The sequence below is a fragment of the Zobellella maritima genome (assembly GCF_003075035.1).
In the GTDB taxonomy this organism is placed as follows: Bacteria; Pseudomonadota; Gammaproteobacteria; order Enterobacterales; family Aeromonadaceae; genus Oceanimonas; species Oceanimonas maritima.
Genome location: NZ_QCZE01000003.1, coordinates 50831 through 76896, shown reverse-complemented (window position 1 = coordinate 76896; position 26066 = coordinate 50831). Strand labels below are relative to the sequence as shown.

The window sequence follows — 26066 nt, the reverse complement described above, 5'->3', positions numbered from 1 at the left end:
CAATCAGCTGAATGTAAAATAGAATCAGCTGAAATCTCTAACAGAGAATGTGAAAATAGCACATGGGCATAGAGTTCAGCGATATTTGTAAGTCCTGGTCGGGCCAGGAAATCCTCAGCCGGGTGTCCCTGCAGTGTGATGCCGGCGAGACTTTGGTGCTGCTCGGCCCCAGTGGTGCCGGCAAGAGTTCGCTGCTGCGGCTGCTCAACCTGCTGGATATTCCCGATGCCGGTGAGCTGACCATTGCCGGCCAGCACTTCAGTTTTCCTGCCCCCAATCCCAGAACCTTGCACAAGCAGGCCCAACAGCTCAGGTGCAAGGTCGGCATGGTGTTTCAGCAATATCACTTGTGGCCGCACCTGACGGTGGAGCAGAACCTGCTGGAGGCGCCGCTCAAGGTATTGGGCATGGACAAGGCCAAGGCCAGAGACAGGGCCGGCGAGTTGCTGGCACAGCTCAAGCTGGCGGATAAACGCCAGGCCTGGCCCGGCGCCCTGTCCGGTGGTCAGCAGCAACGGGTGGCCATCGCCCGGGCGCTGATGATGAATCCCTCCGTGTTGCTGTTCGACGAACCGACGGCGGCACTGGATCCAGAAATCACCAAAGAGGTGGCGGAGATCATTCTGCAACTGGGAAAAACCGGTATCACCCAGGTGGTGGTGACCCACGAGGTCGGCTTTGCCCGCCGGGTGGCGACCAAGGTGGCCTATTTGGAGCAGGGCAAGCTGGTGGAGTACGGTGATGCCGACCGGCTCAGTCAGCCCCAGACCCGGCGCCTGGCCGAATTTCTTACTCATTGATTGGCGTTAAGGATGTGACCATGAAGAAAACCCTGTTGTCTCTGGCATTGCTGGCGGTGTCTGCGTCGGCCGTTCAGGCGGAAGAAGTGAAGTTTGTCACCAATGCCGCCTATCCCCCCTTTGAATACGTTGACGATAACAACGAAATGCAGGGCTTCGATATCGAGCTGGCCAAGACCCTGTGTGCCCAGGCCGAGCTCGAGTGCAGCTTCCACAATCAGGCCTTCGACAGCCTGATCCCCAGCCTCAAGTTCCGTCGCTATCATGCTGCCATCGCCGCCATGGATGTGACCCCCGAACGGGCAGAGCAGGTGGATTTCAGCGATATCTACTATGAAAATTCGGCGGTGTTCGTCGCCCCGGCCGGCAAGTACGAAAGCCTGGATTCTCTGCTAAAGCAAACCGTGGGGGTACAAAACGGCACCTCCCACCAAAAATACATTCAGGACAAGCTGGAGGCAGAGGGCCTGCAATCCCGGCCCTATCAAAGTGTACAGGATGCCCTGCTGGATATGACCAATGGCCGCCTCGACGGGGTGTTTGCCGATACCGCCGTGGTCGGTGAGTGGTTGGCCAAGCAATCCGGTTATACGGTGGTGGGCGACCCCATTACCGATGCCGATTATTTCGGCACCGGCTTTGGAATTGCAGTGACCAAAGGCAACCAGGCATTACTGGAGCAGCTGAACAAGGCGCTGGCCGAGATCAAGGCCGACGGCCGCTACGATAGCCTCTACCAAAAGTACTTCCCGCACTGAGATGCTGAACCATCTGTTGAATGCCGCCCTGATGACCCTGGGGCTGGCATTGGTGTCACTGGTGCTCGGCCTGGTGCTGGCGGTGCTGTTCAGTGCCGCGGAAATGAGCCGCCGCGTCTGGCTGCGCTGGCCGGCGGTGGCCATCACCACCTGCCTGCGTGGCCTGCCGGAAATTCTGGTGGTGTTCTTTATCTATTTTGGTTCTACCCAGCTGCTGTTTTTGCTGACCGGTGAGTATCTGGAGTTCAGTCCCTTCTGGTGCGGGGTAACGGCCCTCTCCCTGCTGTTTGCCGCCTATGCCGCCCAGACCCTGCGTGGCGCCCTGAACGCGGTGCCGAGGGGGCAGCGACAGGCAGCGCAGGCCCTGGGTCTGCCGCCCCTGTACAGTTTCTGCCGCATTGTGTTGCCGCAAACCTGGCGTCATGCGCTGCCGGGGCTGGGCAACCAGTGGCTGATCCTGCTCAAGGATACGGCGCTGGTGTCGTTGATCGGGGTACACGACCTGATGCATCAGGCCAAGATGATTTCTGCCAGCAGCTACCAACCCTTTACCTGGTACGGCACGGCGGCGCTGATCTATCTGGCCATTACCATCATCAGCCAACATGGAATACGCCGTCTGCAGGCGAGGGTAACGCGTTATGACTGACTGGCTAGAATACCTTCCCACCCTGCTGATGGGGGTCAGGGTCACCCTGTGGATTACCTTTTCCGGTCTGCTACTGGGGCTGCTTATCGCCCTGTTGCTGACCTGGATACTGGAACAGAAAGTCCCGTTACTGGCCCAGCTGGCCGAAGGCTATCTGTTACTGTTCACCGGCACTCCCTTGCTGGTGCAGATTTTCCTGATTTATTACGGTCCGGCCCAGTTTGACTGGCTGAAAGCCAGCTGGGCCTGGCAATACCTGCGGGAACCGGGGTTTTGCATCGTGCTGGCCCTGGGACTGAATGCCGGTGCCTATACCTGCCGACTGTTCAAGGGGGCCCTGGATGCGGTACCCAAAGGGGAAATACTGGCCTGCCGGGCACTCGGCATGAATGCCTGGCAGACCCTGAGCATCAAGCTGCGCCATGCGGGACGGCGGGTGATACCTGCCTATTCCAACGAGGTAATCCTGGTACTCAAGGGCAGTTCCCTGGCCAGTACCATCACCATCATGGACATCATGGGTCTGGCCCAGCGGCTGAATGCCCAGACCTACGACACCCTGGTGGTGTTTGCCCTGGCGGGTCTGATCTATTTGGTTCTCAATGGGACTCTTACTCTGTTGTTTCGACTGCTGGAGCGCAGGGCCCTGGTATTCCAGACTCAGGGGTGAACCGGTTCCGGCGTCACATAAACCGACTTCGGAGCGGTTAAGGCATTGTCTTTCCCGGGCGCTTTGGTTATGTTGCTACAGCCTAGGAAACGTATAACTATTCAATAATAAACGGAGTTCAGCTATGAAAGTTGCCGTACTCGGAGCTGCCGGTGGTATCGGTCAGGCTCTGGCCCTGCTGTTAAAAAACAATCTGCCCGCCGGTTCTGAATTAAGCCTGTATGATATCGCTCCCGTGACTCCCGGTGTTGCCGCGGATCTGAGCCATATCCCTACCCCGGTCAGCATTGTCGGCTTCAGCGGTGAGGATCCCACTCCCGCCCTGGTCGGTGCCGATCTGGTACTGATTTCCGCCGGTGTGGCGCGCAAGCCGGGCATGGATCGTGCCGACCTGTTCAACGTGAACGCCGGTATCGTCAAGAACCTGATTGAAAAATGCGCCGCTGCTGCACCCAAGGCCTGTATCGGTATCATCACCAATCCGGTGAACACCACAGTGCCGATCGCGGCCGAAGTGCTGAAGAAAGCCGGCGTGTACGACAAGAACAAGCTGTTCGGCATCACCACCCTGGACGTGATCCGTGCCGAGACCTTTGTCGCCGAAGCCAAGGGCCTGGACGTGACCCAGGTGAAGGTTCCCGTGATCGGCGGCCACAGCGGTGTGACCATACTGCCACTGCTGTCCCAGGTCGAAGGCGTTTCTTTCTCTGATGAGGAAATCGAGAAGCTGACCTACCGTATCCAGAATGCCGGTACCGAAGTGGTCGAGGCCAAGGCCGGCGGCGGCTCCGCTACCCTGTCCATGGGTCAGGCGGCTTGCCGTTTTGCGCTGTCGCTGGTCAAGGCCATGCAGGGTGAAGCCAATGTGGTGGAATGCACCTATGTAGACGGCGGCAGCGAGCATGCCCAGTTCTTCGCCCAGCCCGTGTTGCTGGGTAAAAACGGCGTAGAGAAAGTCCTGCCCTACGGCGCCGTCAGCGCCTATGAACAGGCCGCCATGGACGGTATGCTGGAAACCCTGAAAGGCGATATCGCCAAGGGTGTGGAATTTGTAAACCAGTAAGTTACAGAGTTTACCGGTTAAAAGGGAGCCTTGGCTCCCTTTTTGTTTTTACATGCAGACCTGATAATTTCATACAAGGGAATTGCAATCTGGGGCATTGCTTCTTATTGTGGCTGCCGCGATTCGGCAGCGATGGCTGTCGCCAATATTGATCCCTCTATTTGCCGAGCTTTCAGTCTGGGGTCATTATTCGGGAGCACCATTTGATTTTTCATCTTCGTCGGCAGGCGATTCATGCTACATCGGGCACACAATGAACAGAATTAATCCGGAGCAGACCCAGGCCTGGCAACAGTTGCTTGAGCTGGCCGCACAGCCGCTCGACCTGACTCGATTGTTCGCGGAAGACGGCAGCCGGGCCCGGCGTTACAGCCTGGAACTGGGACAGAGCCTGAAACTGGATTTTTCCAAAAATCTTATCGATGACAGGGTGCTGGAAGCCCTGCTGATGCTGGCGGAGCAGACCGATCTCAGGGGCAATATCGAATCCCTTTTCAAGGGCGAAGCCATCAACCGCACCGAACAGCGTGCTGTATTTCACATGGCACTTCGTTATCGGGGCGATGAGCCCATGACCCTGGCCGATGGCACGGATGTCATGCCCCGGGTCAAGACAGTGCTGAGCCAGATGAAGCGTTTCTGTGAAGCGGTGCGTAACGGCCACTGGACCGGTTTCGGGGGGGAGGCCATCACCGACGTAGTCAATATCGGTATCGGTGGCTCGGATCTCGGTTCCTATATGGTGACCGAGGCGCTCAAGCCCTATCAGGGCAGTGTAAAGGTACATTTTGTCTCCAATGTGGATGGTGCCCACCTGGCTCAGACCCTGGCGGCGCTGAACCCGGCCACCACCCTGTTTATCGTGGCCTCGAAAACCTTCACCTCCCAGGAAACCATGACCAACGCCTTCGCCGCTCGGGAGTGGCTGCTGTTGGCGGCGGGGCGAGATGACGCCATCGCCAGACACTTCGTGGCCCTGTCCACCAATAGCGCCAGGGTGGCCGAGTTCGGCATCGACACCGACAATATGTTCGCTTTCTGGGATTGGGTCGGCGGTCGCTTCTCGCTGTGGTCGGCGATCGGCCTGCCGATCGCCCTGAGTATCGGCTTCGAGCGATTCGAACAGCTGCTGTCCGGGGCCTGGGAGATGGATCAGCATTTCAGGAACGCACCTTTCGAAGCCAACATGCCGGTGCTGCTGGCCTTGCTCAGCATCTGGTACCGCAACTTCCTGGGAGCTGCCTCCGAGGCGGTGTTGCCCTACGACCAGGGCCTGCACCGGCTGCCGGCCTATCTGCAGCAGGCGGTGATGGAGTCCAACGGCAAGTCCGTGGACCGTAACGGCCGACCGGTGCACTATGACACAGCCGGCATTGTCTGGGGCGAGTCGGGTACCAACGGTCAGCACTCTTTCTATCAGCTGATCCATCAGGGCACGCAACTCATCCCCTGCGATTTTATCCTGCCGGCGCAAAGCCACTACCCCTTGGGGGATCAGCATGCCAAGCTGATGGCCAATTGCCTGGCCCAGAGCCGGGCACTGGCCTTCGGTCAGTCGGAGCAGGAACTGCGTGCACAGGGAGAGCGGGAGGCGCTTATCCCCTTCAAGGTGCATAAGGGGAATATCCCCAGCAATACCCTGCTGTTGCCCAAGGTCACGCCCCATACCCTGGGGGCGTTGCTCGCTCTCTATGAGCACAAGGTGTTTGTGCAGGGGGCAATCTGGAATATCTTCAGCTTCGACCAGTGGGGGGTCGAGCTGGGCAAGAAACAGGCCGGCATGCTGTTGCCCTGCATTACCGGCGAGCAGGACGGGACCGGGCTGGATGCCTCAACCCGCAGCTTACTGGCCCAGCTGAAAGAATGGTCTTGAGGTTGGCTCGAGATTTGAAGTCGGAAGAGGAATAGGCTTCCATCTTCTCCCCTTCAGCCCTTTACCGCCGCCACCGCTTGCGCAGCCAGGCGGGTGATGCCGTCCCAGTCCCTGGCGGTGACCAGTTCCGCCGGCAGCATCCAGGAACCGCCCACCGTCATCACCGACGTCACCGCCAGGTAGTCCCTGGCGTTGGCGATGCTGATGCCGCCGGTGGGGCAGAAGCGCAGCTGGGGCAGGGGGCCGGCCAGGGCCTTGAGCGCCTTGGCGCCGCCGTTGATCTCCGCCGGGAAAAACTTGAGGTGGGTGTAGTCCAGCTCCAGCGCCTGCATGGCCTCGGAGGCGGTGGCGATGCCCGGTATCAACGGCACCGGGCCGGCCTTGGCGTGCCTGAGCAGGTCCGGGGTTAATCCGGGGGTGAACACGAATTTGGCGCCGGCGGCCACAGCAGCATCGTACTGCTCCACGTTGAGTACGGTGCCGGCACCCAACAGGGCGTCGGGCAGCGCGCGGGCGATGGCACGGATGGCATCCAGTGCCGCGGCAGAGCGTAGTGTCACTTCGAACACAGTAATGCCGCCGGCGGCCAGGGCCTTGGCCAGGGGTACGGCATCGGCGGCGTCTTCCACCACCATCACCGGGACCACAGGGGAGGCGGAAAAGACATCGGCGGGGGAAAGGGTCCAGCTCATGGGTTACTCCTGATAAAAGATAGAGGTGCCGGCTTTTCGCACTGGAAGCCTGCCGCTGTGGGATGATGTGCAGGAGGAACTGCTGAAGATCCGCGGCTGAAAAAGGGTTGCCTCCATACTTAAAGGCACCGGTGGGCGCCTTTAAGTTATTAGGGCTCAATTGGCTTATAGCAGAGGGGGCCGACTCTGGGTTACTGTTTCCAATATGATCACATATTTACCGGGATCGGCATAATGCCTTCCCCGTCTTGGAGCCGTTTTCCCGGCCCAGCTTGCGGCTTATCCACCAGCCGGTTTCGATGAGCCGCGTCAGGTCGATACCGGTTTCTATGCCCAGTCCCTGCAGCAGATAAAGCACGTCTTCGCTGGCCACATTACCAGAGGCGCCCCTGGCATAGGGACAACCGCCGAGTCCGGCGACCGAGGCATCGATCACCGCGACACCTTCTTCCAGCACCGCATACAGGTTGGCAAGGGCCTGGCCGTAGCTGTCATGAAAGTGCGCAGCCAGGTGTTCGACCGGCACTTCCCGCTGCACCGCCGCCAGCATACGCTTGGCCTTGAGCGGCGTGCCGACCCCTATGGTGTCGCCCAGGGAAATTTCATAGCAGCCCATCTGATACAGCTCCCGGGCGACCAGAGCGACTTTGGACGGGGCTATCTCGCCCTCAAAGGGGCAACCGAGCACGGTGGACACATAGCCCCGCACCCGCAGGCCCTGGGCGCGAGCCTGCTCCACCAGGGGGGCAAAACGGGCCAGGCTTTCGGCGATGGAACAATTGATGTTCTTGCGGGTGAAGGTGTCGGAGGCGGCGCCAAACACCGCCACTTCATCGGCACCGGCCTCGGCGGCGGCAGCCAGCCCTTTCAGGTTGGGCGTCAGGGCCGCGTAGACCACGCCCGGGACACGCTCAATGCCGGCCAGCACCGCAGCGCCGTCGGCCATCTGCGGCACCCATCTGGGCGAGACGAAGCTGGCCGCCTCGATATGGCGCACTCCGCAGTGGCTCAGACGGTCGATCAGTTCAACCTTGATGTCGGTGGCAATCACGGGCCCTGGCTCGTTTTGCAGGCCGTCCCGGGGACTCACCTCCACCAACCTTACCCGCTCCGGCAGGCTCACCGGCTGCCCTCCTCTGTGATACTTTCCAGCACGACAAGCTCGCTGCCCTCGGCCACCTGCTCGCCTTCCCGGTAGTAGATGTCACCGACCATGCCGTCTCTGGGGGCCTTGATGATGTGTTCCATCTTCATGGCCTCCATGACCAGCAGGGGCTGACCGGCGCATACCGCTTCCCCCTTTTTGACCAGCACGGCCACCATGACCCCGTTCATCGGTGCCAGCAGGCTACCTTCGAGGTCGCCATGCTGTACTTCGAAGCTTTCCTCATGCCGGCTGCACGAAAAACTTTCTCCCTCATAAAACAGTGTCAGCTGATGCTCTTGCTGCCAGCCGTGCACATCCAGGGTATGGCCGTCGACCACCGCCGACAGCCGGTCATCCTGTAGCCGGGCTTGCAGATAATAGAGACTGCCATCGATACCAATCTCATGGCCCGGCGGTCGTGACCGTATGGTCAGGGTATGCACCGTTTCGCCGACTCGCAGTGACAGGGGGCGGGCATATTCTGAATTCAGCCGCCAGCCGCTCTGGCAGCCGAACGGCGACCAGGGATCCCCTGCACGGATGTTGTCCGCCCTGGCGGTTTCCAGCCAGAAACCGGCGGACAAGACCAGGGCCCGCTGGTGGTCCAGCCGGGCGGGGGGGAACAGCAAGGGTCTGTGCTGTTCGATAAAGCCGGTATCCAGCTCGGCCTGACGGAATGGCTGGGCATCGGCCAGGGCATGAAGGAAGCGCACGTTGTTCTTCACGCCACCGATGCGGTAATGCTCCAGGGCCTGGACCAGGCGATTGATGGCCTGCTCCCGGCTGTCATCCCAGACGATCAGCTTGGCTATCATGGGGTCGTAATGGATGCCGATCTCGTCGCCTTCCACCACACCGGTGTCCACCCGTACATGAGTGCTTTCGGCGGGGGTGCGCAGGTAATGCAGCCGGCCCGTGGCTGGCAGGAAGTCATGGTCGGGATCTTCAGCGTAGATACGTGCCTCCAGGGCATGGCCGCGTACCCGAACCTGTTGCTGGGTGAGTGGCAGGGGGGCGCCGTCGGCCACGCGCAGCTGCCATTCCACCAGATCCAGGCCGGTGACCATTTCGGTAACCGGGTGTTCGACCTGCAGTCGGGTATTCATCTCCATAAAGTAGAAGTCGTCGTCCCCCTGGTAGAGGAACTCGACCGTGCCGGCGCCCACATAGTCGATGGCCCGGGCGGCCCTGACCGCGGCCTCGCCCATGGCTTGGCGGGTGGCATCCGACAGGCCGGGTGCGGGGGCTTCTTCCAGCACCTTCTGATGGCGGCGCTGCACGGAGCAATCTCGCTCCGCCAGATAGAGGCCGTTGCCATGCTGGTCGCAAAACACCTGGATTTCCACATGGCGCGCGCGGTGCAGGTAGCGTTCAAGCAGCATGTCCGGGTTGCCGAAGGCATTTTGAGCTTCCCGCCGTGCCGCGGCCAGGGCGTCGTCAAATTCGTCAATATGGTTGACCACCCGCATGCCTTTTCCGCCGCCGCCGGCCACGGCTTTAAGCAGCAGGGGGAAGCCGCATCTTTCCGCCTCGTCACGCAGCCGCTCCGGGCTTTGCTCGGCACCGTGGTAGCCGGGCACCAGGGGGACACCCGCCCGCTGCATGATGGCCTTGGCCGCAGATTTGGAGCCCATGGCGGCAATGGCTGCGGCCGGCGGACCGATAAACACCAGGCCGTGGCGCGCGCAGCTGTCGGCGAATTCGCTGTTTTCCGACAGGAAGCCATAACCCGGGTGGATGGCCTGGGCGCCGCTTTGCCTGGCAAGCTCGATGATCCTGTCGGCCCGCAGGTAGCTTTCCGCTGCGGGTGCCGGGCCCAGCAGGAAGGCTTCGTCGGCCATGGCCACATGGCGGGCATGGGCGTCGGCCTCGGAATATACGGCGACGCAGCGTATGCCGAGGCGGTGGGCCGTGTGGATCACCCGGCAGGCAATTTCACCCCGGTTGGCAATCAGAATCTTGCTGAACATCGTCGCTCTCCTGAATCCAGTTGGGCTTGCGTTTGCCGAGGAAGGCGCTCAGCCCTTCCTGGCCTTCGGCACTGACCCTGATATCGGCGATACGGCGGGCGGTGTCGGCGATAATGGCATTGTCGATCGGCTTCTGACTGACCGCGAAGATCAGTGATTTGGCCGCCTGCATTGCCTGTGGACTGTTGTTGGCGAGTCGTTGCACCAGCGACCGGCAGGCCGCCGGTAGCTGCCCGGCGTCGTCGACCAGCTGGTGAACCAGGCCGAACTCCAGGGCCTGTTCGGCGCTGAATGGCTCGGCGGTAAGGAAGTAGCGACGAGCCTGTCGTTCGCCGATGGCTCGCAGCACATAGGGACTGATCACCGCAGGGATCAGGCCGATGCTGACTTCGCTCAGGCAGAATCGGCTGTGGCGGGTGGCGATCACCAGGTCGCAGCAGGCGGCCAGGCCAACGGCCCCCCCGAAGGCGGCGCCCTGTACCAGGGCGATGGTGGGTTTGCTGTGCTGATTCAGCAGCCGCATCAGGCGAGCCAGGCGGTGGGCATCTTCGATATTTTCCTGACGGCTGTTGCGGGCCATGCGTTTCATCCAGACCAGATCGGCCCCGGCCGAAAAGTGCTCGCCGTTGGAACTCAGCACCAGGGCGCGCACCTGCGGATCCTTGTCGGTTTGTTCCAGCATCTCGATCAGGGTGAGGATCATATGGTCGTCGAAGGCGTTGTGTTTGTCCGGCCGATTCAGGATAAGCTCGGCTATCCCCTGCTCCTGATAACGCAACAATACCGGGTTGCTATGGTCGCTCATATGGCCTCCTTACATGCGAAATACACCGAACCGGGTATCGGCCGCGGGCCTGTTGAGGGCTGCCGACAGGCTCATGGCGACCACGGTCCGGGTCTGGGCGGGATCGATAACGCCGTCATCCCACAGCCGGGCGCTGGCATAGAAGGGGTGGCCCTGGTGTTCGTAGCTGTCGATGATCGGTTGCCTGAAGTCGGCTTCCTGTTCCGCAGACCAGGGGGTGCCGGCCCGTTCCATGCCTTCTCGTTTGACGGTGGCGAGCACACCGGCTGCCTGTTCACCGCCCATCACCGAGATGCGGGCGTTGGGCCACATCCACAGGAAGTCGGGATTGTAGGCGCGGCCGCACATACCGTAGTTTCCGGCGCCGAAGCTGCCGCCGATCAGCACGGTGACCTTGGGCACCCTGGCGCAGGCCACCGCCATCACCATCTTGGCCCCGTGCTTGGCGATGCCGTCCGCCTCGTACTTGCGGCCGACCATAAAGCCGGTGATATTCTGCAGGAACAGCAGGGGAATGTTGCGCTGGCAGCAGAGCTCGATAAAGTGGGCGCCTTTGAGCGCGGACTCCCCGAACAGTATGCCGTTATTGGCGATGATGCCCACCGGGTAACCGTGGATATGGGCAAAGCCGGTCACCAGGGTCTGGCCGTAATAACGCTTGAACTCATCGAACTCGGAGCCATCCACCAGTCGGGCGATGACCTCGCGCACCTCGAAGGACTTGCGCAGATCCGTGCCGACAATGCCGTACAGCTCGTCTATGGGATACCTGGGCTCGACGGGTTTGGCGAGGGGGATTCCCGGTTGTTTGTGTCGATTGAGGCGGGCGACGCAGCGGCGGGCGATCTGCAGGGCGTGCTCATCATTTTCCGCATAGTGGTCGGCCACCCCCGACACCTTGCAGTGCACATCGGCCCCGCCCAGCTCTTCGGCACTGACCACTTCGCCGGTGGCGGCTTTCACCAGTGGCGGACCGGCCAGGAAGATGGTGCCCTGGTTGCGTACGATAATGGACTCGTCGGCCATGGCCGGCACATAGGCGCCACCGGCGGTGCACAGGCCCATGACCAGGGCGATCTGGGGGATGCCTTGGGCGGACATGCGGGCCTGATTGTAGAAGATGCGCCCGAAGTGATCCCGATCCGGAAATACTTCATCCTGACGGGGCAGGTTGGCGCCGCCCGAGTCGACCAGATAGAGGCATGGCAGGCGATTCTGCTCGGCGATTTCCTGGGCGCGCAGGTGTTTTTTCACGGTCAGCGGATAATAGGTGCCGCCTTTTACCGTGGCGTCGTTGACCACTATCATGCACTCGATGCCGCTGACCCGGCCGATGCCGGTGATAATGCCGGCGGCGGGCACTTCTTCATCGTAAACCTGGTAGGCGGCCAGCTGAGACAGCTCGAGGAAAGGCGCACCCTCGTCCAGCAGGCGGTTGATGCGCTCACGGGGCAGCAGCTTGCCTCGGGCCAGATGGCGCTGCTGGTAGCGCTCGCCGCCGCCCTGCTCGATGCGGGTCACCCGTTCACGCAGTTCCCGCACGGCCTCGCTCATGGCCCTGCGGTTGGCAGCAAACTCGTCCGACTTTGGCTGTATTTGGCTGATCAGTAGGGTCATGGCTGACTCCAAGCTAAGCTTGAACGAGGCGATGGCAGGATACAACTAAGCCGACCGTTGGCGCCATGGACGGCGCCGTCGAGCATACATGGATGTACTTGCTGCGTGTCGGCATGTTGTGTCTGCCGGCGCCGGGAGCGGTGGGTTGGTTTCATATATCTGCCTCACCGGTTCTGAAACAGTTCACGGCCGATCAGCATGCGGCGGATCTCCGAGGTGCCGGCGCCGATCTCATACAGCTTGGCATCCCGCAGCAGCCGGCCCGTGGGGTATTCGTTGATGTAACCGTTGCCTCCCAGCAGCTGGATGGCATCCAGGGCTATTTGGGTGGCCGTTTCGGCGGCATAGAGGATGACGCCGGCGGCATCCTTGCGGCTGATCTGATCCCGGTCGGCGGCCATGGCCACCATATAAACGTAGGACCTGGCGGCATTCATGCGGCTGTACATGTCGGCGAGTTTGCCCTGGACCAGTTCAAACTCGCCGATGGCCTGGCCAAACTGTTTGCGATCCCGCACATAGGGCACCACCACATCCATGGCTGCCTGCATGATGCCGAGGGGGCCGCCGGCGAGCACCAGGCGTTCCAGATCCAGCCCGCTCATCAATACCTGTACGCCGCCTCCCGGCTCACCCAGGATATTTTCCTTGGGGATCATGCAGTCCTGAAACACCAGCTCGCAGGTGTTGGAGCCACGCATGCCCAGCTTGTCGAGTTTTTGTGCCTGGCTGAAACCCGGGACCCCCCGTTCCACGATAAAGGCGGTGATGCCGCGAGCACCGGCGTTGACGTCTGTCTTGGCGTATACCACATAGACGTGGGCATCCGGACCGTTGGTGATCCACATCTTGTTGCCGTTCAGTACAAAGTGATCGCCGGCATTGCGGGCGTGCAATTTCATGGCCACCACGTCGGAGCCGGCATTGGGTTCGGACATGGCCAGCGCGCCTATGTGTTCGCCGCTGAGCAGTCCGGGCAGGTAGGCTTGTTTCTGTGCCTCGGTACCGTTTTTGTGGAGCTGGTTGACGCACAGGTTGGAATGAGCGCCGTAAGACAGGGCCACCGACGCCGAGGCGCGGCTGATTTCCTCCATCGCCACCACATGAGCCAGGTAGCCCATGTCGACACCACCGTATTGCTCTTTTACGGTAATGCCGAGCAGGCCCATGTCACCGAACTTGCGCCAGAGATCGGCCGGAAACAGGTTGTCCCGGTCGATGGCGGCGGCCCGGGGGGCGATTTCCCGGGCGGCGAAGCCATTGACCTGTTCACGCAGCATGTCGATGGTTTCACCCAGGCCAAAATTCAATTCCGAATATTGAGCAATCATCTTAGCTTACCTTCCTCTTGCTGTCCGATCCCTTGAGCGGGGCGGGCGTCCGGCCTTTCTGCATCTGCTGGCGTAGTTTGGCCAGGGCTTCGGCGCAACGCTGTTCGGCAATGTCCAGTTCCTGCTGCACCATGGCGATATCCTTGATCTGCTGCTCAAGCTGGGCCCGTCTCGATGCGATGGTTGTCAGCATCAGCAGCAGCTGTTTTTCGCAGCCAGTGGGGGTCTCGTCCCACAGCTCAAACAGCTCCCGGATTTCGGCCAGGGATAAGCCCAGTCGCTTGCCGCGCAGGATCAGCTTGAGCCGCACCCTGTCCTGAGCGCTGTAAATTCGGGTAGTGCCCTTGTGCTCCGGGTGCAACAGTTGCTGATCCTCATAGAAGCGAATGCTGCGGGTGGTGAGTTCGAACTCGCGGGCAAGTTCGCTGATTGAGTAGGTTTTTTTGATCATCATGGCAAATCCCTCGCACCTCCTCGTTAAGGCTATTTTATTCTTACGTAAACGTAAAGTTTATTTTATGTTATATGTTTACTTGCGTATACTATTGATAAATAAGTATTTTATGTTATTTCTTGTAACATTTGGCGGCTGTTTGTTAAATGGCGACTGCTTGTTAATCGGCGGGATACTTGCTAGCTTTTCAATCAATCCTTTACGTAAAGGTTATATTTCGGGGGCAAGATGAGCAGCAACTCAGTGGTGATAGTGGGCGCCGCCAGGACGCCAATGGGGGGCATGCTGGGGGGGCTGAGCCAGGTACGAGCACCCGAGCTGGGGGCGGTCGCCATACGGGCTGCCTTGGCCCGGGCCGGCGTTGCACCTGAAGCGGTGGATGAAGTCATCATGGGCTGTGTGTTGTCGGCGGGCCTGGGTCAGGCGCCGGCCCGGCAGGCCGCCCTGGCGGCCGGGATACCGGTGACCACCGGCTGTACCACGGTCAACAAGATGTGCGGCTCGGGCATGAAGGCGGTGATGCTGGCTTACGATCAAATCCTTGCCGGCAGTGCCGGCCTGCTGGTGGCCGGCGGCATGGAAAACATGAGCCAGGCCCCCTATCTGTTACCCAAGGCGCGGCAGGGGCTGCGCATGGGCCATGGTCAGCTGCTTGATCATATGTTCTTTGATGGCCTGGAAGACGCCTATCAGGGCGGTTTGATGGGCAGCTTTGCCCAGCAGGTGGCCGACCGTTTCGCCATCAGCCGGGAAGCGATGGATGATTTCGCGCTGCAGTCTCTGAGTCGTGCCCTGCGGGCGATCGAGGCCGGGGATTTCGAGGAGGAAATCGCCCCGGTCGAGATCACCGGCCGCAGTGGCCTGGTCCTGATGGATACGGACGAACAGCCGGGTAACGCCATGCCGGACAAGATCCGCAACCTCAAACCCGCATTCGCCAAAGAGGGAACAGTGACTGCCGCCAACTCCAGTTCCATCTCCGACGGCGGCTCGGCCCTGGTGTTGATGAACGAAGCCGACGCCCGGGCCCGAGGGATGAGGCCGCTGGCGCGGATCCTGGCGCATGCTACCCATGCCCGATTGCCGGAAGAATTCACCCTGGCACCGATTGGCGCGCTGGAAAAGGTCATGACGAAGATCGGCTGGTCCAGGGATGAGGTGGATCTGTTTGAGATCAACGAAGCCTTTGCCGTGGTTACCATGCTGGCCCAGCAGCAACTTGGCCTGGACTCGGCCAGGGTTAATGTCAACGGCGGCGCCTGTGCTCTTGGCCACCCCATCGGCTCGAGCGGTGCGCGGATCCTGGTGACCCTGCTCCATGCCCTGGACCGACGAGACCTGAAACGGGGAGTAGCGGCGCTGTGCATCGGTGGCGGCGAGGCCACGGCGGTGGCCATAGAGCGGCTTTAGCCGCAGGGCCCGGAGAGGGGGGGGATCATTATCCCTGATGCGAGGCAAATGAATTTCATACGGCTTGAAGGCTCCTATTATTAGGAGGTGTCACGGTATTGTTCATGATGTCGTTGCCGCTCCGACAGGGCGCGATAAGGGCAGAAGGCGCAACACTTAGTGGGCTAAATCTGCTAACGCAGAGCGCGTCCTGTTGGGGAGCCTACTGCATGCACAATATCCGGACACCCCCTGGTAGTGGGTATGGCGAACAGCCATTGCGAATGCTAACGACTCGGCTCAAAGGTAACTCGTATGACACATCAGATCCCCCTCCTGATCGGAGGACAAATGGTCCACAGCGAAACCAGTCAGTGGCTCCCGGTTACCAACCCGGCAACCCAGGAGGTCATCGCCCAGCTGCCCTGTGCCACCGAGGCGGAGGTCAACCGGGCCGTAGCCGCGGCCAAGGCGGCCTTTGCCGACTGGAAAGAAGTCCCGGTGGGTGAACGAGCCCGGCTGATGCTGCGTTATCAGGCACTGCTGAAAGAGCACCATGACGAGCTTGCTGCCCTGTTGTCACGGGAAAGCGGCAAAACCGTGGAGGACGCCAAGGGGGATGTCTGGCGCGGCATCGAAGTGGTCGAGCATGCCTGCAACATCGCTTCGCTCGGCATGGGCGAAACGGTAGAAAACGTGGCCCGCCAGGTGGACTGCTACAGCTACAGCCAGCCCCTTGGGGTATGCGTGGGTATCACCCCCTTCAATTTTCCGGCCATGATCCCCCTGTGGATGTTCCCCATGGCCATCGCCTGCGGCAATACCTTTGTGCTCAAGCCGTCCGAGCAGGATCCGCTGACGCCCATGCGCCTGGCCGAATTGTTCAAGGAAGCCGGTGCGCCCGACGGCCTGTTGCAGGTGGTGCATGGCGGCAAACAGGTGGTGGATCAGTTGCTGGTGCACCCGGATACGCCGGCCATCTCTTTTGTCGGTTCGGTGGCCGTGGCTCAACATATTTACCGGACGGGAACCCATCATATGAAGCGGGTTCAGGCCTTTGCCGGTGCCAAGAACCATATGGTGATCATGCCCGATGCCCAGAAGCAGCAGGTGATCAACAACCTGGTTGGCTCGTCGGTGGGGGCCTGTGGTCAGCGCTGCATGGCGATCTCGGTGGCGGTATTCGTGGGCAGCGCCAATGAATGGATACCCGAATTGCGCGATGCCATGTCCAGGGTGCAGCCGGGAACCTGGGATGATGCCAAGGCCGGGTTCGGGCCGCTGATCAATCCCCAGGCCAGGGAGCGGGTGCTGCGTTTGATCGAGGAAGGCAAGGCGGCGGGCGCCGAGTGCCTCCTTGATGGCAGCCATTGCCGGGTTGATGGTTACCCCAATGGCAATTGGCTTGGCCCCACCCTGTTCCGCAAGGTGACCACCGAGATGTCCATCTACAAGGAAGAGATCTTCGGGCCCGTACTGGTCGCCCTGGAGGTCGACAGCCTGGATGAGGCGATCCATCTGGTCAACGCCAACCCCTACGGCAACGGCACCTCTATCTTTACCGCCTCGGGAGCGGCCGCCCGCAAGTATCAGCATGACATCCAGGTGGGCAATGTGGGTATCAATGTACCCATCCCGGTGCCGCTGCCGTTCTTTTCCTTCACCGGCTGGCGTAAGTCCTTCTGTGGCGATCAGCACGCCTACGGCAAGCAGGCGGTGCGTTTCTATACCGAGACCAAGACCATTACCGCCCGCTGGTTCGAGGACGATATCGCCGCCGGCCCCAATATGAGCATTCATTTGAGATAGCAACAGGACGGCATGCCTTGGCCACCATTTCAGCGGGGGAAACATGGATTTCGAATTGACGGACGAGCAGGTGGCCTTTGCCGATATGGCGACGGCCTTTGCCCGGAATGAGTTGGCGCCTTTCGCCGCCGACTGGGATCAGCAACAGCATTTCCCGGTAGAGATACTGCGCAAGGCCGGTGAGCTGGGCTTTTGCTCCCTTTACACCCCGGAAACTGCGGGCGGCCTGGGACTGAGCCGGCTGGATGCCAGCATCATCTTCGAACGGCTGGCGATGGGCTGCACCTCCACTACCGCCTTCCTGACTATCCACAACATGGTGACCTGGATGCTGTCCAGCTTCGGCACCGACGAAGCCAGGGCCCGTTGGGCCGAAGGTCTGATCAGCGGCCGGCTGTTGGGTTCCTATTGTCTGACCGAGCCCAATGCCGGTTCGGATGCCGCGGCGATCAAGACCAGCGCCCGCCGAGACGGTGACGGTTATGTGCTCAATGGCAGCAAGATATTCATCTCCGGCGCCGGCAGTACCCAGCTGCTGGTGGTGATGGCCCGTACCGGAGAGGGCGGTGCCAAGGGCATTTCCGCCTTCGCGGTAGATGCCGAATCTCCCGGTATCGGCTATGGCCGCAAGGAAGACAAGATGGGCTGGAACAGCCAACCGACGCGGATGATCAGTTTTGAAGAGGTGCGGGTGCCGGCCCATGCCTTGCTGGGCAAGGAAGGCGAAGGCTTCAAACTGGCCATGAAAGGGCTGGATGGCGGGCGCATCAATATCGCCACCTGCTCGGTGGGCACGGCCCAGCAGGCATTGAACCTGGCACAGCAGTATCTGCTGGAGCGCAAGCAATTCGGCCGGCCCCTGGCCGAGTTCCAAGGGTTGCAGTTCCGGCTTGCCGATATGGTTACCGAACTGGTTGCGGCCCGTCAGCTGGTGCGACTGGCGGCGAGCAAGCTGGATGCCGGCCATCCCGATGCCACTACCTACTGCGCCATGGCCAAGCGTTTTGCCACCGATGTGGGCTTCAAGGTCTGTGACGACGCACTGCAGCTGTTCGGCGGTAATGGTTATATCAGGGAATATCCGCTGGAGCGTTATGTGCGGGACACCCGGGTGCACCGGATACTGGAGGGTACCAACGAGATCATGCGGGTGCTGATCGCCCGTCGGGTGCTGGCGGAGGGGGCGGCGGAGTTGTGAGTGAAGTTGATATGTAAGCAGCGATAGCCGGGGAGCACTCGGCATAGTGCGAACAATAAAGGCGCGCTTAAGGGAGAACAGCCATGTCCGATGCCATTCGCGTAGAAAAACACGGCCATGTGGCCGTGTTGACCATGAACAACCCGCTGGCCAATACCTGGACCGCGGATAGCCTGTCGACCCTGGCCGAGACGGTGACCCGGCTGAATGCCGATCGTGGCATCTGGAGTCTGGTGCTGATCGGGGCCGGAGACAAGTTTTTCTCAGCCGGTGCCGATTTGAAGCTGTTTGCCGACGGCGACCGCAGCGTGGCCCGAGATATGGCCCGGCTATTCGGCCAGGCGTTCGAGACCCTGAGTGCCTTCAGGGGGGTGTCCATCGCCGCCATCAACGGCTACGCCATGGGGGGCGGGCTGGAAGTGGCACTGGCCTGTGATTTGCGCATTGCCGAACAGCAGGCGCAGCTGGCCTTGCCGGAGGCCAAGGTGGGCCTGTTGCCCTGTGCCGGTGGTACCCAGAACCTGACCTGGCTGGTGGGCGAGGGTTGGGCCAAGCGCATGATCCTGTGCGGTGAACGGCTCAATGCGGAGCAGGCACTGGCCATCGGCCTGGTGGAAGAAGTGGCTCCCCGGGGGCAGGCTCGTGAACGGGCCTTGGCCCTGGCCGAGCAGGTCGCGGAGCAGAGCCCGACCTCGGTGGCGGCCTGTAAACAGCTGATCCAGTCCGCCCGCTGCCGGCCGCTGCAGCAGGGCTATATTCTGGAGCGGGAGCTGTTTGTGGATCTGTTTCATACCGAGGATCAAAAGGAAGGGGTCAATGCCTTCCTCGAAAAGCGCAAAGCCGAATGGAAAAACCGCTGACCGGGAGAGCTTATGAGCGGCGTTATCTTTAGCGAACACCGGGGCCGCGATGGTAAGCGAATCGCCGAGATCAGGCTGGACTCGGAACGCACACTCAATGCCCTGACCCTGGAGATGATCGAACTGATCCAACCCAGGCTGGATGCCTGGCGCGAGGATCCGCAGGTGGTTGCCATCCTGCTCGACAGCGCCGGCCAGAAAGCCTTCTGCGCTGGCGGCGATATCGTTCGTCTCTATCAAAGCATGCAGGGCGAGGGGGACAGCGACTTTCCCGAACGTTATTTCACGCACGAATACCGGCTGGACTACAGTCTTCATACCTATCCCAAACCGGTGATCTGCTGGGGCAGCGGCATTGTGATGGGCGGTGGCATGGGGCTGCTGAGCGGCTGCAGCCATCGCATTGTCACCGAACGCTCCCACCTGGCGATGCCAGAAGTCAGCATAGGCCTGTATCCGGATGTTGGGGCCAGCTGGTTTTTAAACCGCTTGCCCAGGGCGCTGGGGGAGTTTATCGCCTTGACCGGATGTGCGCTCAATGCTCCTGATGCTCTTTACCTTGGGCTGGCGGATCGGGCCTTGAGTGCCCAGCTGCATGATGAGCTGCTGCCGCGTCTGTTGGCGCAGAGTTGGCAGGGGGAAAGCGGTCGGGGAGTGAGCAGGGTGCTGCGCGAGCTGGAACAGGCATCGGCAACCTTGCTTGCAGAGCTGGATTCGCCGCTGCGTCGCCATCGGGAGCTGATCCGGCAGCTGATGGACAGGGATAGCCTGGCCGACAAGGTTGCAGCGATCCTGTCCCAGGATGTGGCTGATGCCTGGTTTCAGCGGGCGCAAAAAAACCTGGCCAGTGGCAGTCCGCTGGCGATGGCCATGACCCTTGAGCAGCTCAGGCGGGGCCGGCATTGGTCGTTGAAAGAGGCGTTTCAGCATGAGCTGGTGCTGTCGGTGCAGACCTGCCGTCAGCGAGAGTTTCCCGAAGGGATCCGGGCCCGGTTGATCGACAAGGACAACAGGCCCGTGTGGATGTTCGGCTCCCTGGCCGAGGTCGACCCGGAGCTGCTGGCTTCGTTGTTTGAATCCCCCTGGGGCGAGCATCCGTTAAGGGCGTTGTGAGCCTTCTCCAAGCATCGCCAACCAGTTGCTCAAGACGGATTTAAAGGTGGGTAGCATTATGTCAACAATCGCATTTATCGGTTTAGGAAACATGGGCGGTCCCATGGCGGCCAATCTGGTTAAGGCGGGGCACAGGGTGCAGGCGTTTGACCTGTCCGAGGCGGCGCTGAATCATGCACTCGAGGCCGGTTGTCAGCGGGCCGCCAGCGCCGTCGAGGCAGTACAGGGGGCGGAAGTGGTGATTTCCATGCTGCAGACCGGACGCCAGGTCGACAGCCTCTATGTCAGTGGCGATGCGCCTTTGTTCGAGCATATCGACGGCTCGGCGCTGGTGATTGACTGTTCCACCATAGATGCAGCCACGGCGCGCAGTACCGCTGCGGTCGCCGCCCGCTCGGGGCTGGACTTTATCGATGCCCCCGTCTCCGGCGGGGTAGCCGGGGCCCAGGCCGCCACCCTGACGTTTATCGTGGGCGGCGCCGATGAACAATTTGCCCGGGCCGAGCCCGTCCTCAAGTTGATGGGCAAAAACATTCTTCATGCGGGTGACCATGGCGCCGGCCAGATAGCCAAGGCGTGCAATAACATGCTGCTGGCGGTGCTGATGGCCGGTACCTGCGAGGCGCTCAACATGGGTATCAACAGCGGCCTGGATGCCAAGGTATTGTCGGATATCATCAAGCAGAGTTCCGGCAATAATTGGGCCTTGCAGCTCTATAATCCTGTGCCCGGGGTCATGGAGGGGGTGCCTGCCTCGCGCAACTATCAGGGCGGCTTTCAGGTGAACCTGATGTGCAAGGATCTTGGGCTGGCGATGGAAGTCAGTCAGCAAAGCGGCTCACCCGTGCCCATGGGCTCGGCCGCCAAGGCGCTGTTCAACCTACATCAGGTGGCGGGCAACGGCAGCCTGGATTTCTCCAGCGTGCTGAGGCTGTTCAAGGAAGCGGAGTAAACCATGCAGATTAAAGACAGGGTATTTGTGATAACCGGCGGGGGGCGTGGCCTGGGGTTGGGAATGGCCTTGCACCTGGCCCGGCAGGGGGGCAGGCTGGCCTTGATCGACAATAACGAAAAGGTGTTGGCCGAAGCCGGTGAAAAGGTGGCGGCCACCGGAGCCCGGGTGGGGGTCTATGCCTGTGATATCAGCCTGGAAGATCAGGTCACGGACGCCTTTACCCATATCCGCGCCGGGCTGGGGGGGGTGCATTGCCTGGTGAACAATGCCGGCCTGATGCGTGATGCCTTGTTGATCAAGCTGCAGGACGGCAGGGTCAGCCAGAAAATGAGCGTGCAGCAATGGCAGTCGGTGGTGGATGTCAACCTGACCGGAAGCTTCCTGTGTGGCCGCGAGGCGGCGGCGGTGATGGCCGAGCAGGGTGAGGGAGGGCTTATCGTGAACATATCTTCGGTATCCCGGGCCGGTAACCGGGGCCAGACCAATTATTCGGCGACCAAGGCCGGAGTGGCGGCCATGGTGGTGAGTTGGGCCGGTGAGCTGAGCCGCTATGGTATCCGGGTGGCGGGTATTGCCCCGGGGGTGGTGGCCACCGATATGACGGCGCAAATGAAGCCGGAGGCCATCGAACGGCTGATTGCCGCCGTGCCCATGGGCCGCCTGGGAGAAATAGGCGAAATAGCCCACAGTCTGCAATATATTATTGAAAATGATTACTTTAATGGCCGAATTATAGAAATAGATGGTGGTTTGCGGGTTTGATATCTGCTGTGTTCAGCTCAGGTTAAAGGGCCTTAAACTAAAGTCTATATTGTCATTTGTTGGTGAAATGGCGATTATTAATAATGAATACGGTCTTTGAAATTAAACTGTATCAATGACGTTTTCTCAGATACGGATTGTTTTAATTTCCGCCGTGCTTTCAGAGCTAGCAATACAATTATAAAAGCAGTTGTTCCCGGATAACCTGTCGAACTCCCATAAGATCGATAGGTTATCTTTTTTGAGAAAAACCCTGTTGCTTGCGTGCCGCCGGATCAAGTTAATGCCCTTTCCCGCTTAATTGAACAGCATCTGAGCGAGCGGTCTTGCATGGCCTGGCCGGCTACATATTGGGGTAGTTTGGCCCGCCACCTCCTTCCGGTACCACCCAGGTGATATTCTGGGCCGGATCCTTGATATCGCAGGTTTTACAGTGCACACAGTTGGCGGCGTTGATCTGGAAACGCGGGCCGGTCGCCTCCTCCACAACTTCATAGACACCTGCCGGACAATAACGTTGGGCCGGTTCTGCATAGCGGGGCAGGTTCTTGCTGATGGGGATGCCTGGGTCGGCCAGTTGCAGGTGGCAGGGTTGATCTTCCTCGTGAATAGTATTCGATAAAAAAACCGAAGACAGCTTGTCGAAAGACAGTGTACCGTCCGGCTTGGGGTAATGGATGGGGGCGCACTCATCGGCCGGCTTCAGGCACAGGTGATCCTGGTGGCTATCATGCAATGTGAACGGCAGCCTGCCGCTTAGCCAGTTCTGCTCAAGATAGTTAAAGGCACCGCCCAGCCAGGGGCCAAACTTGTGCAGGGCCGGTCCGAAGTTGCGGCTGCGGTACAGTTCGTCATACAGCCAGGAATCCTTAAAGGCCTGGCTGAATCCGGCCAGCTCCAGGCCGCCCCTATCCCCTCGGGACAGGGCCTGGACCAGGGTATCGGCCGCCAGCATGCCGGATTTCATGGCGGTGTGGGTGCCCTTGATCTTGGCAAAGTTCAGGGTGCCGGCATCGCAGCCAAGCAACAGGGCGCCGGGCATGGTCATCTTTGGCAGGGCATTGAATCCCCCCTTGGTAATGGCCCTGGCACCATAAGACACCCGTTTTCCTCCTCGCAGATAGCGGGCCAGCACCGGGTGGTGCTTGATACGCTGAAATTCGTCGAAGGGGCTCAGATACGGGTTACGGTAGTTGAGATCGACGATAAGCCCCACCACGGCCTGGTTGTGCTCGTCATGGTAGAGGAAAAAGCCGCCGCTGCTGCCGTTGCCCAGGGGCCAGCCGGTACCATGGACCACCAGCCCGGGTTCATGCCTGCTCGGCTCTATATCCCATAGCTCCTTGATCCCGAGTCCGTAATGCTGAGGTTCACTGTCTTTGTCGAGCCGATAGCGGGCGATCAGCTGCTTGCCCAGATGACCGCGGCTGCCTTCGGTAAACAGGGTGTATTTGGCGTGTAGCTCTACCCCCTGGGTGTAGCTGTCCTTGTGGCTGCCATCGGCCGCTATGCCCATGTCGCCGGTGGCTATGCCCCTGACGCTGCCGTCCGGGTGATAGAGGACCTCGGCGGCGGCAAATCCCGGAAAGATTTCCACTCCCAGTTGCTCGGCCTGCCCGGCCAGCCAGCGGCAGAGATTGCCCAGGCTGGCGATATAGTTACCCTGGTTATGCATGGAGCCGGGAGCGATGGCGTTGGGGAGCTGAACCGCTCCCTGCTCGCTGGTCAGCATATAGATCTTGTCTTCCCCGACCCGGGTATGCAGGGGGGCCCCCCGTTCGTGCCAGTCCGGAAACAGCTCGTCCAGGGCACGGGGTTCGATCACGGCCCCCGAGAGGATATGCGCGCCTACCTCCGCGCCTTTTTCAACCAGGCACACGCTGAGCTCCAGGTTGTTTGCCTGGGCCTGTTGCATCAGCCGACAGGCGGCCGACAGGCCGGCGGGGCCGGCGCCGACGATAACGACATCAAATTCCATTGACTCACGACTCACATTCCTGCTCCTTTCTCGAAAGTACCGGATATTGTTAAGTTGTCGCCATGGTATTCATGAGCGGATTAATTGATATTAAGTTATTCCTTTAGCCGTACAAGCTGCCCGGTCACACTTTCCGCAGTAAAAGTCGGCTGGAATAACTGATGTCGGTAAATAATTTTTTGACGCCAGTCATATTGAGAAACCTCGATAGTGACTATGCTGAATGGGTATGCTTTTTGATATCTCTATCTACAGATAGCAATACAAGGAATAATCCATGAAGGTGCTGGTAACGGTCAAGCGTGTGATTGATTACAACGTCAAGGTCAGGGTGCTTCCGGATTACACGGATGTGGATTTAAAGAATGTCAAAATGGGGGTCAATCCTTTCTGTGAGATTGCGGTAGAAGAAGCGGTGCGCTTGAAGGAAGCGGGAGTCGCCAGCGAGATCATTGCCGTTGCCATGGGGCCGGCGAGTGCCCAGGAGCAGCTGCGTACCGCTCTGGCGATAGGCGCGGATCGGGCGATTCTGGTACAGGCGGAAGAACGCCTGGAGCCGCTGACGGTGGCCAAGCTGCTGGCCAGGATCGTTGAGCAGGAGCAGCCTGGCCTGGTATTGATGGGCAAGCAGTCCATCGATACCGACAACAATCAGGCCGGCCAGATGTTGTCGGCACTGAGCGGCATGTCCCAGGCGACTTTTGCCTCCAGGATCGAGCAAAACGGTGATGAGCTCCATGTCACCCGGGAGGTTGACGGCGGCCTGCAAACCCTGGCGCTCAAGCTGCCTGCGGTGGTGACGGTCGACCTGCGGCTGAATGAACCCCGCTATGCCTCCCTGCCTAATATTATGAAAGCCAAGAAAAAGCCGCTGGATATCAAAACACCGGAGGATTATGGGGTCGAACTCAGGGCCCACAGCAAGCTGCTGAAGGTAGAGCCGCCGCCGGTCCGTCAGGCTGGAGTCAAGGTGGCAGACGTCGCCGAGCTAGTCGATAAACTCAAAAATGAAGCTAAGGTGATCTGATGGTTAATCTGGTAATCGCGGAACATGATAATCAGGTCCTGAAGCCGGCTACCCTCTGTGCCGTTTCCGCCGCGCAGCAAATCGGGGGGGAGCTGGATCTGCTGGTGATGGGGCAGGACTGCAGGACGGTTGCCGAGTCGGCTGCCAGGGTGTCCGGTGTACGTAAGGTGCTGTTGGCCGACCACCCGGCCTATGGACATCAACTGGCGGAAAACGGCTCGGGGCTGGTGGCCGAGTTGGCGGTGGATTACAGCCACCTGCTGATGGCTTCGACCAGCAACGGCAAGAACCTGATGCCGAGGGTGGCGGCCCTGCTCGATGTGGGGCAGATTTCCGACATTATCCGGGTTGACTCCGCCGATACCTTCGCTCGCCCCATCTATGCGGGCAATGCCATCGCCACGGTGCAAGCCCTGGACGCCATCAAGGTCATTACCGTCCGTACCACCGGTTTTGATGCCGCCCCCGCGGAAGGTGGCAATGCGGTGGTCGAGTCCATAGATAAGGTGTTTGAGGCGGGGGTTTCCCGCTTTGTATCCGAACAACTGGCGGTGTCCGAGCGGCCCGAGCTGACCTCGGCCCGGGTGGTGATCTCCGGCGGACGCGGGCTGGGCTCGCAGCAGAATTTTCAGATGCTCGAGCGACTGGCCGACAAGCTGGGCGCAGCGATCGGTGCCAGCCGGGCAGCAGTGGATGCGGGCTATGCCGCGAATGATATGCAGGTGGGCCAGACTGGCAAGATAGTCGCGCCCGAGCTGTATATAGCGGTAGGTTTGTCAGGCGCCATCCAGCACCTGGCGGGGATGAAAGATGCCAAGGTGATCGTCGCCATCAACAAGGATGAAGAGGCGCCCATCTTCCAGGTGGCGGACTATGGCCTGGTGGCCGATCTGTTCGAGGTGCTGCCTGAACTGGAAAAGGCCCTTTAATCGCCACAGCCGGGTCGGTAGGCATCAAGTGTCTGTCCTGACATCGCCTGTCCGCCAACTCTTTGGACGATAATTCATGGCGCCACCCTATGGGTGGCGTTGCCATTCGGGGGCGCGGCCCGAGCCTGGTTTTCGGTTTATCGGCGCGGGCCGAAAGGAAGAGCACGCCGGCCTGGCTCAATGCTTGCCTTGCCCCAGGGTCCAGATAGAATTCATA

At 60.3% G+C, this 26066-nt stretch carries 23 protein-coding genes; 15 read left to right on the top strand and 8 right to left on the bottom strand.

What is annotated here, in order from left to right; translation table 11 throughout:
* Window positions 1-62 precede the first annotated feature (62 nt).
* The 6 genes from DCS96_RS14370 (at window position 63) to pgi (ending at window position 5813) form a co-directional block, all read left to right on the top strand.
* Window positions 63-800, top strand: coding sequence for an ATP-binding cassette domain-containing protein (locus DCS96_RS14370; protein ID WP_116475104.1), 738 nt, complete (start codon window positions 63-65; stop codon window positions 798-800).
* Between the two features lie 20 nt (window positions 801-820).
* Window positions 821-1558 (top strand): transporter substrate-binding domain-containing protein, encoded by a 738-nt coding sequence (locus DCS96_RS14365; RefSeq protein ID WP_116475103.1) that lies wholly within the window; start codon window positions 821-823, stop codon window positions 1556-1558.
* Between the two features lies 1 nt (window position 1559).
* Window positions 1560-2207, top strand: coding sequence for an arginine ABC transporter permease ArtQ (artQ, locus tag DCS96_RS14360; protein ID WP_116475102.1), 648 nt, complete (start codon window positions 1560-1562; stop codon window positions 2205-2207).
* Window positions 2200-2877, top strand: a complete 678-nt coding sequence (artM, locus tag DCS96_RS14355; protein ID WP_116475101.1) for an arginine ABC transporter permease ArtM — start codon at window positions 2200-2202, stop codon at window positions 2875-2877. Before artQ ends, artM begins: the two co-directional genes overlap by 8 nt.
* Before the next feature lie 124 nt (window positions 2878-3001).
* On the top strand, window positions 3002-3940 hold the full coding sequence (mdh, locus tag DCS96_RS14350; protein WP_116475100.1) for a malate dehydrogenase: 939 nt from the start codon (window positions 3002-3004) through the stop codon (window positions 3938-3940).
* A gap of 253 nt (window positions 3941-4193) precedes the next feature.
* Window positions 4194-5813, top strand: a complete 1620-nt coding sequence (gene pgi, locus DCS96_RS14345; protein ID WP_116475099.1) for a glucose-6-phosphate isomerase — start codon at window positions 4194-4196, stop codon at window positions 5811-5813.
* A gap of 53 nt (window positions 5814-5866) precedes the next feature.
* Here the strand turns inward: pgi and DCS96_RS14340 are convergent, their stop codons facing one another.
* The 7 genes from DCS96_RS14340 to DCS96_RS14310 form a co-directional block, all read right to left on the bottom strand.
* Window positions 5867-6505 carry a bifunctional 4-hydroxy-2-oxoglutarate aldolase/2-dehydro-3-deoxy-phosphogluconate aldolase gene (locus DCS96_RS14340; RefSeq protein ID WP_116475098.1) on the bottom strand — a complete coding sequence of 213 codons (639 nt, stop codon included), beginning with the start codon at window positions 6503-6505 and terminating at the stop codon, window positions 5867-5869.
* A gap of 217 nt (window positions 6506-6722) precedes the next feature.
* The gene (locus DCS96_RS14335) at window positions 6723-7628 is read right to left on the bottom strand and encodes a hydroxymethylglutaryl-CoA lyase (RefSeq protein WP_116475097.1); all 906 of its coding nucleotides are present in this window, start codon (window positions 7626-7628) and stop codon (window positions 6723-6725) included.
* Window positions 7625-9622 (bottom strand): acetyl/propionyl/methylcrotonyl-CoA carboxylase subunit alpha, encoded by a 1998-nt coding sequence (locus DCS96_RS14330; protein WP_116475096.1) that lies wholly within the window; start codon window positions 9620-9622, stop codon window positions 7625-7627. Before DCS96_RS14330 ends, DCS96_RS14335 begins: the two co-directional genes overlap by 4 nt.
* Window positions 9588-10427: an enoyl-CoA hydratase/isomerase family protein gene (locus tag DCS96_RS14325; protein WP_116475095.1), complete on the bottom strand. Its 840-nt coding sequence runs from the start codon at window positions 10425-10427 to the stop codon at window positions 9588-9590. Before DCS96_RS14325 ends, DCS96_RS14330 begins: the two co-directional genes overlap by 35 nt.
* Window positions 10428-10436: 9 nt before the next feature.
* Window positions 10437-12044 (bottom strand): carboxyl transferase domain-containing protein, encoded by a 1608-nt coding sequence (locus tag DCS96_RS14320; protein ID WP_116475094.1) that lies wholly within the window; start codon window positions 12042-12044, stop codon window positions 10437-10439.
* Window positions 12045-12208: 164 nt separating this feature from the next.
* Window positions 12209-13375: an isovaleryl-CoA dehydrogenase gene (locus tag DCS96_RS14315; RefSeq protein WP_116475093.1), complete on the bottom strand. Its 1167-nt coding sequence runs from the start codon at window positions 13373-13375 to the stop codon at window positions 12209-12211.
* 1 nt (window position 13376) lies between these two features.
* On the bottom strand, window positions 13377-13829 hold the full coding sequence (locus DCS96_RS14310; protein ID WP_116475092.1) for a MerR family transcriptional regulator: 453 nt from the start codon (window positions 13827-13829) through the stop codon (window positions 13377-13379).
* Between the two features lie 228 nt (window positions 13830-14057).
* Between DCS96_RS14310 and DCS96_RS14305 the strand changes: the two genes are divergently transcribed.
* The 7 genes from DCS96_RS14305 to DCS96_RS14275 all read left to right on the top strand — a co-directional run bounded on the left by DCS96_RS14305 (window position 14058) and on the right by DCS96_RS14275 (window position 21915).
* Window positions 14058-15239: an acetyl-CoA C-acyltransferase gene (locus DCS96_RS14305; RefSeq protein WP_116475091.1), complete on the top strand. Its 1182-nt coding sequence runs from the start codon at window positions 14058-14060 to the stop codon at window positions 15237-15239.
* A gap of 294 nt (window positions 15240-15533) precedes the next feature.
* Window positions 15534-17027, top strand: coding sequence for a CoA-acylating methylmalonate-semialdehyde dehydrogenase (locus DCS96_RS14300; protein WP_116475090.1), 1494 nt, complete (start codon window positions 15534-15536; stop codon window positions 17025-17027).
* Window positions 17028-17070: 43 nt separating this feature from the next.
* The gene (locus DCS96_RS14295) at window positions 17071-18225 is read left to right on the top strand and encodes an acyl-CoA dehydrogenase family protein (RefSeq protein ID WP_116475089.1); all 1155 of its coding nucleotides are present in this window, start codon (window positions 17071-17073) and stop codon (window positions 18223-18225) included.
* A gap of 83 nt (window positions 18226-18308) precedes the next feature.
* The gene (locus tag DCS96_RS14290; protein WP_116475088.1) at window positions 18309-19085 is read left to right on the top strand and encodes an enoyl-CoA hydratase; all 777 of its coding nucleotides are present in this window, start codon (window positions 18309-18311) and stop codon (window positions 19083-19085) included.
* Between the two features lie 12 nt (window positions 19086-19097).
* Window positions 19098-20198, top strand: a complete 1101-nt coding sequence (locus DCS96_RS14285; protein WP_116475087.1) for an enoyl-CoA hydratase/isomerase family protein — start codon at window positions 19098-19100, stop codon at window positions 20196-20198.
* A gap of 58 nt (window positions 20199-20256) precedes the next feature.
* Window positions 20257-21150: a 3-hydroxyisobutyrate dehydrogenase gene (gene mmsB / locus DCS96_RS14280; RefSeq protein WP_116475086.1), complete on the top strand. Its 894-nt coding sequence runs from the start codon at window positions 20257-20259 to the stop codon at window positions 21148-21150.
* A 3-nt stretch (window positions 21151-21153) separates the two neighbouring features.
* Window positions 21154-21915 (top strand): SDR family NAD(P)-dependent oxidoreductase, encoded by a 762-nt coding sequence (locus tag DCS96_RS14275; RefSeq protein WP_116475085.1) that lies wholly within the window; start codon window positions 21154-21156, stop codon window positions 21913-21915.
* A 343-nt stretch (window positions 21916-22258) separates the two neighbouring features.
* Here the strand turns inward: DCS96_RS14275 and DCS96_RS14270 are convergent, their stop codons facing one another.
* Complete coding sequence (locus DCS96_RS14270; RefSeq protein ID WP_408646012.1) at window positions 22259-23908, bottom strand: electron transfer flavoprotein-ubiquinone oxidoreductase; 1650 nt, start codon at window positions 23906-23908, stop codon at window positions 22259-22261.
* Between the two features lie 262 nt (window positions 23909-24170).
* Here DCS96_RS14270 and DCS96_RS14265 point away from each other — a divergent pair, with 262 nt between their 5' ends.
* Both DCS96_RS14265 and DCS96_RS14260 read left to right on the top strand, forming a co-directional pair.
* Window positions 24171-24920: an electron transfer flavoprotein subunit beta/FixA family protein gene (locus DCS96_RS14265; protein ID WP_116475083.1), complete on the top strand. Its 750-nt coding sequence runs from the start codon at window positions 24171-24173 to the stop codon at window positions 24918-24920.
* Window positions 24920-25849 carry an electron transfer flavoprotein subunit alpha/FixB family protein gene (locus DCS96_RS14260; RefSeq protein WP_116475082.1) on the top strand — a complete coding sequence of 310 codons (930 nt, stop codon included), beginning with the start codon at window positions 24920-24922 and terminating at the stop codon, window positions 25847-25849. The genes DCS96_RS14265 and DCS96_RS14260 overlap by 1 nt, the downstream gene beginning before the upstream one ends.
* Window positions 25850-26066 lie beyond the last annotated feature (217 nt).